Raw genomic sequence first — 8,838 nt, 5'->3', positions numbered from 1 at the left:
TGGGATCGGAAAATGGGAATATCGCTCGATCGATCAATGTCGATGCGATCGGATTGTCCGGAAGCCTTGCAACCCGTAGGGTCACCGCCCGACTGACTCGATTGGAGAACACAGGGCTATGTCGTTTAGGCTCCCACAGAACCTTGACACTGCATTCCCGTCCGATCGAGCGCTTGATGCCTTTCATAGCGAGGTTCTGGCCGAGAAGGCGGCATCTCTTGGGCGAGCGGGTAAGTTACTTGCGACAAGGCTGACCCTTCTTGCTGAGCCAGTCTCTGGCGAGGATCGAGATTCATTGCTACAGTCCGCCGCTGATGCCGCTCATGCTTACTTTATCCAACGCGAACTGTGCGGCCTATATAACAATCAAGCAATTATCGAGGACTATGAAATACCCAAAGAGGTGCTTGCTCGAATGGGAGTGAGATAAACTCGGCAGCCGCCGCTTTGATGATTGATGTCTTTCCCGATTGGGAACCTCCAACGGGAAGACCGGCACCGGCACAAAAACACGCCCTATCCCCGCTGGGGCTTTCCCAAAATATGTTCCCGAAATATAAGTCCCGAAATTCGCTGTTTGAGATGGGATAACGGGACTCATGCTGGTTGGTTATGCGCGTGTCTCGACTTCCGATCAGGACCTGACGCTACAAACCGATGCGCTGACCAAGGCTGGCTGTGAAAAGCTGTTCACCGACAAGGTGAGCGGCGCGAAGCTGAACCGTCCCGGCCTGACCGAAGCTCTCAATTTCGTGCGGGCGGGCGATACGCTGGTGATATGGAAGCTCGATCGCCTTGGCCGTTCGATTGGGGGCCTGATCGAACTGGCGGCGGACCTGTCCGCTCGCAAGATTGATTTCCGATCCCTGACGGACGGGTTCGACACGGCCACCCCATCGGGCCGGCTGCTGTTCCATATCCTCGCTTCCGTCGCGGAGATGGAGCGAGAACTGATAAAGGAACGGACGATTGCTGGTTTGGCAGCGGCACGGGCCAAGGGCGGCACGGGCGGGGGCCGCAAGTCCGTCATGACGCCCGACATGCTCGATACCGCCCGCAAGCTGCTCAAGGCCGGCGATAAACCAGCGAAGGTCGCGAAGCTGCTACAGGTCGGCCGTTCCACCTTCTATCGCCACTTCCCTGCGGCCGAGCGCGAACCTGGCTAATTGGTGTCAGAAGATCGTCGCGTAGTAAGATTGCTCGAACCGGCCCCGGCTGATCCGGGCCATGTGATCGATCCGTTCCGGCACCGGGGGCGGGCGGCGGGTCCGTGCCGGTCGTGCGGCGGGGCGGGCCAGCAGTACGAGATTGGCAATGGCCGCGCCCAACAGAAACTCTTCCTCGGCACCGCGCAGGCCGCGAAGGTGCAAACGGGTTAGCCCCCGCTTACCCTTGGCATCGGCAAACACCCGCTCGACGCCCCGACGCAGTCGCATCGACCGCTTGAATAGGGGCGTCTGCATCTCGCCGCGCACCAGCTCGCGCACGTCCTCATGTTCGCTGTGCGTCACCGACCTGTTGCTGCCTGCGGTGCATTTCCGTTTGAGGTGACAGGCGCGGCAGTCGGAGGGACTGGCGCTGTATCGGAGAAAGCCCGCCCGACGATCGGCACCACGAAAGGGCAGTATCTTGCCAGCAGGACAGACATAGCGGTCCTGCTCCCGTTCATAGCGGAAGGCTTCGCGGGGGAATTTGCCCTTGGTCTGTTCGGATCGTTCCAGCACCGGGATATGCGGGATGGTGCCGCGATCGGTGACAAACGCCAGGAACGCGGCGCTGCCGTAGGCGGTGTCAGCCGCGACGCGCTTTGGCCGGTAGCCGAACCGATCATCGGCCCGTGCCAGCATGGTCCGCCCCGCATCGACTTCCGCCGCGAAGCGGGCGGGACTGGCCTCCACGTCGATCGTCACCCCTCCCGGCGTGTCGATCAGGATATTCAGGGCATAGCCGAACCGGCCCCGCGCCGTGCGCGCAGACCAAGCCGACGCCGGATCGGTGCGTGACACCTCGGCCGGCTTGCCACGCGGCACGCCATGTTCCTGCGGTGGAGCATTGGCCTGATCCGCCAGCCATTCGCAAACCGGGCGGGGAAGCCGGGGCGCGGCTATGTCGGCGTCCCGCATCTTGCGCTGCCAGCTTGCGTCGGCCGCGACAAACGATGCGTCGATTGCGGCATCCTTGTGGGCGATCAGCCGCGCGTCGGCGCAGCGCCGAACAGTCTGCTCGAACAGGATGCGGAAGATGCCGGCATCGCGGAAGCGGCCATGCCGGTTCTTGCTAAACGTCGAGTGGTGCGGCACCCGCGCGTCGGGCGGCAATCGGCAGAACCAGCGATAAGCGAGATTGAAGCGGACTTCCTCGCACAGCCGGCGTTCCGACGTGATGCCATAGAGGCGAGCGATAAGCGCCATGCGGACCAGCAATTCAGGCGCTATCGAGGGACGCCCACGGCGACTATAATGCGGCGCGAGCGCATCGCGCAGTTCACCCAGGTCGATCAGTCCGTCTATCCTGCGTAGGATGTGATCGGCGGGGATCATCGCTCCTAGCGCCCGCCAACTTGCGCCCTTGCCGCCTCGCTGTTGCTCACCCATCATGGCCGCTGCTCCCGATGTGTCGAAGCAGGGAACCCGTTAGGAACGCGATCGGCTCACCCGGCCTTTTTCAACAGCCCCGGCCGTTTTCTGAACAGCGGTAATGCGCCGGGTTGTTCTTGCGATCTGCCCGGCATAGGGGAGGGGGGTATATGGCTCATCTCTCCGGTTCCAACGCCGACCTGATCGCACGCGTGCGTCGTATCGCCGGCCAAGTCGGGGCCGTCGAACGCGGCCTCACGTCAGGCGACTCCTGCGCGACGGTTCTGCACTTGGTCGCGGCCGTCCGCGGCGCGGTGAACGGGCTGATGGACGAAATTATCGCCGAACACCTGGAAGCGCACGTTGCTCGGTCGGGGCTGACGGACGAGGAGCGCGCCCACGGAGCCGACGAGCTGCTGGCGGTGATCCGCCGTTACGCCAAGTAGGATTGTGCTCGATGCCTACCGCTTCCGAAATCGACCGCTTTGCCCACGATCACGTTTTCCTGGGCAGCTCGCACGACGAGAACGCCCGCCGAACCCTGTGGGTGGTCGCACTCACAGCCGTGATGATGGTCGGCGAAATCATCGCCGGATACCTGACCGGCTCGATGGCGCTGCTCGCGGACGGGTTCCACATGGCGACGCACGCCGGCGCGCTCTCGGTCGCTGCGGCGGCTTATGCGTATGCCAAGCGTCACGCGCGCAACCCGGCCTATAGCTTCGGCACCGGCAAGGTTGGCGACCTCGCCGGTTTCGCCTCGGCCATGGTGCTCGGCCTGATCGCGCTCGGGATCGGGGTGGAATCGGTGCTGCGCCTGTTTCAGCCCATCACGGTCGCATTCGGGGAGGCCACGATCATTGCCGTCGTCGGCCTAGGTGTGAACATCGCCAGCGCCTTTCTGCTCTCGAGCGGTCACCACCATCACGGGCACGGGCCCGGGCACGATCATCACCACGGGCACGATCATGCGCACGCCCACGGCTCTCACGGCGGCGACAACAACCTCCGCTCGGCCTATGTTCATGTCCTCGCCGACGCGCTCACCTCGGTCCTCGCCATCGCGGCGCTGCTCGCCGGCCGGTATCTCGGCTGGGTCTGGATGGACCCGGTCATGGGGATCGTCGGCGCGGTCGTCATCGCCCGCTGGTCATGGAGCCTGATGCGCGACACGGCCGCCGTCCTGCTCGATCGCACCGACGCGCATGTCGCCGACGAGGTGCGCGAGCTGGTCGAAGCTCCCGGCGACGCCCGAGTGACCGACCTGCACGTCTGGAAGGTCGGACCGGAAGCGCACGCGGCGATCGTCAGCGTCGCCGGCGTTCGGAATGGCGAGCTGGTCCGCCAGCGGCTCGCGCCGGTTCACGAGCTGGCGCACCTCACGGTCGAGGTGCGCTGATGCTCTACCTGCTTCTCAAGGCCGGCATATCGGCCGTCATCATCGTCGCCGTGTCGGAGATCGCCAAGCGCAGCCCCGGTTTCGGCGCGCTGATCGCCTCGCTCCCGCTCGTCTCGGTGCTGGGCATGATCTGGCTCTGGCGCGACACGCACGATCGGGCGCGCATGGCGGCCCATGCCGGCGCGACCTTCTGGTACGTGCTGCCGTCCTTGCCGATGTTCCTACTCATTGCGGCGATGCTCAACCGCGGCGCGCCGTTCTGGCTGGCGCTCGCCTCGGGGTGTCTCCTCACGGTTGCGCTCTACCTCGCGATGACGTGGGTGGGGCCGCGCTTCGGGCTCCAGCTCTAAGCGAGCCCGGACAAGCGAAGCGCGACGCCCGCCGCAGCGCACGCGCCTAAGGTCGGGATCACGCCCGACTTGAACCGGAACATCGCGACCAGGGCCGCGACGGTCAACGCTAGCGCGGCCGGGTCGAGGGTGGACAACACCGGCACGTCCAGCGTCCTGCCGGCGATCGGCAGGGCGCGGACTTGGTGAAACAGGGTGTGGAGCGCGAACCACACCGCCAGATTGAGCACCACGCCGACCACGGCTGCGGTGATGGCGGCGAGCGCGGCCGACAGCGCCTTGTTACCGCGCAGCTTCTCGATGAACGGCGCGCCCAGGAAGATCCAGAGGAAGCAAGGCACGAACGTCACCCAGGTCGTGAGCAAGCCCCCCAAGGTGGCGGCGAGCAGCGGGGGCAAGCCGGTCGCTTGCCGGAACGCGCCCATGAAGCCGACGAACTGCGTCACGATGATCAGCGGCCCCGGCGTCGTCTCCGCCATGCCAAGTCCGTCCAGCATCTCGCCGGGACGAAGCCAGCCGTAGTTTTCGACGGCCTGCTGAGCGACATAGGCGAGCACGGCGTAAGCGCCCCCGAACGTCACCACCGCCATCTTGGAGAAGAACAGCGCGATCTGCGTGAACACATTGCCCGGTCCGACTGACGCGAGCAGCGCCGCAATCGGCGCGAGCCACAGCGCGAGGAGCGCACCGCTGATCCGGAGCGACCATGCGAGGCTGGGGCGGGCGTGGTCGGGGACGTGCTCGCCAAGCGCGGTTTCGGCATCGCGGACGATCTTGCCGCCCGATGCACCGTGGCTGCCCCCGCCCATGAAGGCGGGGTGGCGTGCGCGCCCGCCAAGGAAGCCGGCGATGGCGGCCGCAAGAATGATGATCGGGAAAGGAACGCCAAGGAAGAAGATCGCCACGAACGATGCCGCCGCGATCCCGCGCATGACGTTGTTCTTCAGCGCGCGCGAGCCGATGCGCACGACGGCCTGAAGCACGATCGCGAGCACGGCGGCCTTCAAGCCGAAGAACAGCGCCTCAACAAAGGGGACGTTGCCGAACAGCGCATAGACCCAGCTCAGCGCCATGATCGCGACCAGGCCGGGGAGCACGAACAGCGCGCCAGCGACAAGCCCGCCCTTGGTCTTGTGGAGCAGCCAGCCGATGTAGATGGCGAGCTGCTGCGCCTCGGGGCCGGGCAGCAACATGCAATAGTTGAGCGCGTGAAGGAACCGCTCCTCGCCGATCCATCGCCGCTCCTCGACCAGCACGCGGTGCATCATCGCGATCTGGCCGGCCGGGCCGCCGAAGCTTAAGGCGGCAACCTTGGCCCAGACCCGCAGCGCTTCGCCGAAGGGGATGCCGTGATCCCGCGGGCTCGGGCCTGCGATCGGCGCGGTCGCGGTCGCCTCCATCGTCATTCTCCTCGTCGCCTGGTGAAGTGGGCGTAGAAGCCGTCGAGCGCGCCCGCGCCTCGCGCGAGCCGGTCGGGGTCGTCGGGCGTGGCGGCGCATATCCCCTCGATCAGCGCGCTGACGCCGGCCGTCTCCGGCCGGCCGAACTTGTCGTCGGCGATGTCGAGGTCGTGGATGATCTCCGACAGCGCGACGAGCGCCGGGTCGCCGTCGAGCCCTCGGCGGAACACCAGCGTCTCGAAGGTGCAGCGGTCGCCTTCGTGCGTGAACTCGGCGTCCGCCATGTCGAAGCGCAGCTCGCCGGGCTCGGGGGCGTAACCCTTGCCCTCCACGAACTTGAAGGTCGCGTCCGGGTCGATGAAGCGCCGGATCAACCACGCTGACGCGATGCGGTCGACGTGGATGTGGACGCGCGTGACCCAGGTGCGCCCGCGAAGCTCGGCCTGGGCCAGCTCGGGCGCGCCCGGCCCGGTCACGTCGGGGTGCTGGCCCGCCCGGGCTTCCGCCGGGGCAAGCGCCGCCTCGGCCGTTTGCCGCCCGTGCGCGCCGAAGAAGTCGATCGCGGCGATCTCGTCCAGCCGGCGGCGCAACCGGCGAACCTCGCCGGGGGGAACATACTCGCCTTCCGCCAAGGTCCGCGCCTCGCGCGCCAGCTCCTCGTAATCGGCATCGCGCGCCGCGTCGAAAGTTCCGCGAAGCTCGGGGTCACCGATGCCACCTACCAGCCGCGCCTCTAGGATCAGCGCCTCGCCGCCATTGTCGGCAATCTCGCGGTGCAAATCCTCGAACAGCGCGCGAGTGTCGGCGCGGTTGGGGAGCGCGTGGACCGCGTTCTTGAGCGGCGCGGCCCCGATCGCCTGCAAACGCCGCCACACCTTCACCCGCAAATAGGCGGGCTTGGCGGGAAGCTGCGGGATCAACAGCAACCAAGGGCTGGGTTCGGCGTTCGTCATAACTGTATCATCCGGATTTTGGAGTGTAACGGTTGCATCATCGTTCATGCAACCATAGACATGCTTGGGTTGGCGAACGCGCGAGGAGAGGGCGATGTCACGTCTGACCGGGACCATGCTGGCGCTGCTCGTCTCGGGCGGGATCGCTCCTACCGCGGCGCACGCGCAGCGCGGGGAGACCGTCGCGTTGCGCGAAGCCTATCCGTGCCGGCGCTGATGATAGGAGAGATTGGATGATGAAACCCCTTCTGGCCGGCGTTCTCGCCGCGCTCGCCGCCCCGGCCTGGGCCGCGCCCGACTGGAACAAGGTCGATGCTGCGCTCGGCCGACCGGGCACCGAACAGGCGGGCGGTGTCCATCGCTACGGCTTCCCGCGCTCCGACCTGCACGTCACTCTCGACGGCGTGGCGATCAAGCCAGCACTGGCGCTCGGCTCCTGGGCGGCGTTCCAGCCGATGGGTGACGACACTATGGTGATGGGCGACCTGGTGCTGACGCACGAGGAGGTGAACCCGGTGATAAGCCGCCTCTTGGCCGGCGGCTTCACGATCACCGCGCTCCACAATCACCTGCTGCGCTCCGCGCCCGCCACCATGTACCTGCACATCGCCGGGCATGGCGACCCGGTGAAGCTCGCGACCGCGTTGCGCGCCGCGCTGGCGGAAAGCCGCACCCCGCTCGCCGCGCCGTCCAGGGACTCGCAACCGCCCTCAGCCGGGGCCGGCAGCTCGCCGCCCGTCGATCTCAACACGGCCGCACTTGACGGCGTGATGGGGGCCAAGGGCAAGCCGAATGGCGGCGTCCTCCAATACAGCTTCCCGCGCGCGGAAAGGTTGATGGATGCCGGTATGGTCACGCCGCCCACGATGGGAACCGCGACCGCGATCAACTTCCAGCCGACCGGGGGCGGCAAGGCCGCGATCACCGGCGATTTCGTGCTGGTAGCGAGCGAGGTCGATCCGGTCATGCGCGCGCTGCGCGCCAGCGGGATCGAAGTTACGGCACTGCACAATCACATGCTGAACGACGAGCCGCGCCTGTTCTTCATGCACTTTTGGGCGAACCAGGATGCAGCCAAGCTCGCCCGCGGCCTGCGCGCTGCCCTTGACAAAATGAACCTGCAACGAAGCTGACGATCAGGCGATCGGCTTTTCGGGCCGTCATCGCCGCCCGACCCCGACCACGGCCCGATGGGCAACTGGAACAGCGCTGGCAAGACAGTCGAGCTGTTCGTGACGCCCGAAGGCCAGGTGCTCGGTAGCGAGGAATGAAAATGCGATTGAGGCGTGTCAGCACCTTAAGCTCGGACGCGCCCCTTCACCCGGCCCAGCCGGGTTCGGAAAGGACGAAAACGGTGAAACGTGCAACCATGATCTTGGCGCTGATGGGGGCGGTCGCTCCTCATGCTCCGGCGCTGGCGCAAACCAAACAGTCGGACATGCAAGGTGCCGCGCTTCTCGCGAGCTGCCGCGCCGCGGAGCAGAGGTGTGGAGCATATCTCCAAGGCGTGCTGGACATGATGATCGTCGCGCGAAAGGCCGAGTGCGGCGCGCCGCGCGATGATCGTGCGGCCTTGCGTGCGGCCTATCTGCGCTGGGCGGAACGGGACAGCTATTTTCAGAGTGTCCACATGGTCGCGGGGGCCGAACAGGCCTTGAGTTCGGCTTGGCCGTGTCCGGGGCAAGTGAACCGCTAACAGGCTCCCCTAAAGCTCTCAGCTACTTCGCCTTGATCGTGGCAAGACACTCGGCTCAGCCTGTTCAACAATCGGTCGGGGCTGTTGAAAAAGGCCGGGTGAGCCGATCGCGTTCCTAACGGGTTCCCTGCTTCGACACATCGGGAGCAGCGGCCATGATGGGTGAGCAACAGCGAGGCGGCAAGGGCGCAAGTTGGCGGGCGCTAGGAGCGATGATCCCCGCCGATCACATCCTACGCAGGATAGACGGACTGATCGACCTGGGTGAACTGCGCGATGCGCTCGCGCCGCATTATAGTCGCCGTGGGCGTCCCTCGATAGCGCCTGAATTGCTGGTCCGCATGGCGCTTATCGCTCGCCTCTATGGCATCACGTCGGAACGCCGGCTGTGCGAGGAAGTCCGCTTCAATCTCGCTTATCGCTGGTTCTGCCGATTGCCGCCCGACGCGCGGGTGCCGCACCAC

At 65.9% G+C, this 8,838-nt stretch carries 13 protein-coding genes; 9 read left to right on the top strand and 4 right to left on the bottom strand.

Annotated elements, in window-relative coordinates:
- Window positions 1–187, bottom strand: a 187-nt coding sequence (locus SPHME3_RS21660; protein WP_231376792.1) for a hypothetical protein, incomplete at its 3' end; no start/stop codon positions are given.
- On the opposite strand from SPHME3_RS21660, the gene SPHME3_RS21795 reads away from it, so the two are divergent.
- Entirely contained in the window at window positions 119–430 is a 312-nt protein-coding gene (locus SPHME3_RS21795; protein WP_081614894.1) for a DUF6665 family protein, read from the top strand. The genes SPHME3_RS21660 and SPHME3_RS21795 overlap by 69 nt on opposite strands.
- Before the next feature lie 169 nt (window positions 431–599).
- Window positions 600–1,166, top strand: a complete 567-nt coding sequence (locus tag SPHME3_RS0119840; RefSeq protein WP_004212894.1) for a recombinase family protein — start codon at window positions 600–602, stop codon at window positions 1,164–1,166.
- A 6-nt stretch (window positions 1,167–1,172) separates the two neighbouring features.
- Here the strand turns inward: SPHME3_RS0119840 and SPHME3_RS0119835 are convergent, their stop codons facing one another.
- Complete coding sequence (locus SPHME3_RS0119835) at window positions 1,173–2,540, bottom strand: transposase (protein WP_018251377.1); 1,368 nt, start codon at window positions 2,538–2,540, stop codon at window positions 1,173–1,175.
- Window positions 2,541–2,746: 206 nt separating this feature from the next.
- On the opposite strand from SPHME3_RS0119835, the gene SPHME3_RS0119830 reads away from it, so the two are divergent.
- From SPHME3_RS0119830 to SPHME3_RS0119820, 3 genes are read left to right on the top strand one after another with little or no spacing between them, the layout of a single operon-like run.
- Complete coding sequence (locus SPHME3_RS0119830) at window positions 2,747–3,022, top strand: metal/formaldehyde-sensitive transcriptional repressor (RefSeq protein ID WP_018251376.1); 276 nt, start codon at window positions 2,747–2,749, stop codon at window positions 3,020–3,022.
- Between the two features lie 11 nt (window positions 3,023–3,033).
- Window positions 3,034–3,975 carry a CDF family Co(II)/Ni(II) efflux transporter DmeF gene (dmeF, locus tag SPHME3_RS0119825; protein WP_018251375.1) on the top strand — a complete coding sequence of 314 codons (942 nt, stop codon included), beginning with the start codon at window positions 3,034–3,036 and terminating at the stop codon, window positions 3,973–3,975.
- Window positions 3,975–4,325 (top strand): DUF3147 family protein, encoded by a 351-nt coding sequence (locus tag SPHME3_RS0119820; RefSeq protein ID WP_018251374.1) that lies wholly within the window; start codon window positions 3,975–3,977, stop codon window positions 4,323–4,325. The genes dmeF and SPHME3_RS0119820 overlap by 1 nt, the downstream gene beginning before the upstream one ends.
- Here SPHME3_RS0119820 and chrA read toward each other — a convergent pair.
- Both chrA and SPHME3_RS0119810 read right to left on the bottom strand, forming a co-directional pair.
- Window positions 4,322–5,731 carry a chromate efflux transporter gene (gene chrA / locus SPHME3_RS0119815; protein WP_018251373.1) on the bottom strand — a complete coding sequence of 470 codons (1,410 nt, stop codon included), beginning with the start codon at window positions 5,729–5,731 and terminating at the stop codon, window positions 4,322–4,324. The genes SPHME3_RS0119820 and chrA overlap by 4 nt on opposite strands.
- The gene (locus tag SPHME3_RS0119810; RefSeq protein WP_018251372.1) at window positions 5,728–6,678 is read right to left on the bottom strand and encodes a chromate resistance protein ChrB domain-containing protein; all 951 of its coding nucleotides are present in this window, start codon (window positions 6,676–6,678) and stop codon (window positions 5,728–5,730) included. The genes chrA and SPHME3_RS0119810 overlap by 4 nt, the downstream gene beginning before the upstream one ends.
- 94 nt (window positions 6,679–6,772) lie before the next feature.
- Here SPHME3_RS0119810 and SPHME3_RS21730 point away from each other — a divergent pair, with 94 nt between their 5' ends.
- The 4 genes from SPHME3_RS21730 to SPHME3_RS20425 form a co-directional block, all read left to right on the top strand.
- Window positions 6,773–6,895 (top strand): hypothetical protein, encoded by a 123-nt coding sequence (locus tag SPHME3_RS21730; protein ID WP_267903937.1) that lies wholly within the window; start codon window positions 6,773–6,775, stop codon window positions 6,893–6,895.
- A gap of 16 nt (window positions 6,896–6,911) precedes the next feature.
- Window positions 6,912–7,811: a DUF1259 domain-containing protein gene (locus SPHME3_RS0119800; protein ID WP_018251370.1), complete on the top strand. Its 900-nt coding sequence runs from the start codon at window positions 6,912–6,914 to the stop codon at window positions 7,809–7,811.
- Window positions 7,812–8,047: 236 nt separating this feature from the next.
- Entirely contained in the window at window positions 8,048–8,374 is a 327-nt protein-coding gene (locus SPHME3_RS0119790; RefSeq protein WP_018251369.1) for a Rap1a/Tai family immunity protein, read from the top strand.
- Window positions 8,375–8,529: 155 nt separating this feature from the next.
- Window positions 8,530–8,838, top strand: a 309-nt coding sequence (locus SPHME3_RS20425) for a transposase (protein ID WP_196801640.1), incomplete at its 3' end; no start/stop codon positions are given.

Origin of the sequence: Sphingomonas melonis DAPP-PG 224 (genome assembly GCF_000379045.1) — a bacterium.
Lineage (GTDB): Bacteria > Pseudomonadota > Alphaproteobacteria > Sphingomonadales > Sphingomonadaceae > Sphingomonas > Sphingomonas aquatilis.
The sequence above is the reverse complement of the archived record's forward strand: the minus strand, read 5'-3'. Positions and strand labels throughout refer to the sequence as shown.